This is a genomic window from Tunturiibacter empetritectus, from assembly GCF_014201375.1.
Classification (GTDB): Bacteria; Acidobacteriota; Terriglobia; order Terriglobales; family Acidobacteriaceae; genus Edaphobacter; species Edaphobacter lichenicola_D.
Genome location: NZ_JACHDZ010000015.1, coordinates 1 through 1,372, shown reverse-complemented (window position 1 = coordinate 1,372; position 1,372 = coordinate 1). Strand labels below are relative to the sequence as shown.

Annotated in this window: 1 protein-coding gene; it reads left to right on the top strand. The window is 54.2% G+C overall.

Annotated elements, in window-relative coordinates:
- Nucleotides 1–85 precede the first annotated feature (85 nt).
- Nucleotides 86–1,099: an IS110 family RNA-guided transposase gene (locus tag HDF10_RS20525; RefSeq protein ID WP_183816863.1), complete on the top strand. Its 1,014-nt coding sequence runs from the start codon at nucleotides 86–88 to the stop codon at nucleotides 1,097–1,099.
- Nucleotides 1,100–1,372 lie beyond the last annotated feature (273 nt).

Sequence of the window (1,372 nt, the reverse complement as noted above, 5' to 3'; positions counted from 1 at the left end):
TGATTAGATAAGGGCGAAGGCTCAAGTGAAGCCCGTAGACTATGTCTGGTTTAGAGACCAGGGCCAGCGTGAGGAAGGAGTCGGGATGATCATAATAGGTTGTGATTTTCACCCTAGCTTTCAACAAATCGCCATGCTCGATACCGAGACTGGAGCAACCGAAGAACACAAACTGATGCACACGAGCGGAGAAGCCGAAAGCTTCTATCGGAAACTGGCTTCACCTGCGATCGTGGGCATTGAAACTGTAGGAAATGATCAGTGGTTCGTGCAGCTGTTGCAGCAGCTGGGTCACGAGGTATGCGTCGGTGATGCGGCGCAAATTCGTGCCAGCTATGTGCGGAAGCAGAAAACGGATCGTCGGGATGCAAAACACATACTGCGGCTGCTGGTGGAAGAGAGGTTTCCACGTATCTGGATACCAGACACCGAGATGCGGGATCATCGCCAATTGCTGATGCACCGTCACAAACTGGTGCAGATACGTACCCGGGTCAAGAACGAATTGCAGCATCTCATGCTGAATCAAGGGATGCAGAAGAAGCAGAAACTGTGGAGCACGGAGGGCCGGGCAGCGCTCGCGTCGCTTCCGCTGGCGCCATGGACAGATCGACGCAGGAAGGATTTACTGAGCTTACTGGCGATGCTGGATGCTCAACTCGAGAGCCTGAACGATGCAGTGACGCGAGTGGCTCAAGAGTATCCAGGTGTGCCTCTGCTGATGAGTCAGCCAGGAATAGGTGCCGTCACAGCACTCGCTTTCGTGCTGACCCTGGGAGATGTGCATCGCTTTCCACGTGGCAAGCAGGTCGCCAGCTATCTCGGATTGGTTCCTCGCGAGCACTCCTCCGGAGGAAAGCAGCGGATGGGTGGGATCAGCAAACAAGGCAACCGGCTCTTGCGATTTCTTCTCGTGGAAGCAGCCAACATCGCGGTGCGCTTTGATCCTGAATTGCGAAAAGAATATCTGCACCGCTGCCATCAAAAACACTCCACCGTCGCCAAGGTGGCGACGGCTCGTAAGCTTGCGATACGGATGTATTGGATGCTTCGTACACAGACACCGTATCCACAGGTTCTTTCATCGAGGGTAGCCTGAAATGTATTCTGGTCAGCGCAAGCGAGACCGACAGGCTGAGTAGGCGCCCTCGCACCCGATAAAGATTGGGTGTCCGAATAAGCAATCATGGTCGCAGTCGTGACCGAATTGATGGTTGGTGGAGAACGCTCCACCCAAGATGATTCGACAAAGGGATCCGCTCGGGCTCTGGTCTCTAAGCTTCGACTCCGAGCGTTGCTCCAGGCAACGGGAAGGATATCTTTGCCCTTGACAACATCTTCGCCCTTATTGACGAATACATTTGCGCAGACC